Raw genomic sequence first — 271 nt, 5'->3', positions numbered from 1 at the left:
GTACACTCTATTCGCGACATTAAAACCAATAAAGATATTTTCCCATTACAGACTGACAACCAAAAATTTGTCATCTTATCGTTAACCTGGGCAAATGATGATGTCATCTTAATCGAATCTAAATATCCTTCTATTCGTCGAGGCATACCCACAACCGAAACCCGCTTAATGAAATACACACTGAGCGACAACAAAACCACAAGTGTCTTTTCTAATCACTCGCTATCGCGCTTTTACGGGTATGGGTTACCGCAATTACAAGCATCGGTTA

General features: G+C 39.5%; 1 pseudogene. It reads left to right on the top strand.

The features are described 5' to 3' along the window. Window positions 1–271 (top strand): annotated as a pseudogene (locus H5185_RS22595) (S9 family peptidase); the annotation flags it as partial.

This window comes from Shewanella sp. SG44-6 (assembly GCF_014164185.1).
Classification (GTDB): Bacteria; Pseudomonadota; Gammaproteobacteria; order Enterobacterales; family Shewanellaceae; genus Shewanella; species Shewanella vesiculosa.
This window is presented reverse-complemented; position numbering and strand designations above follow the sequence as displayed.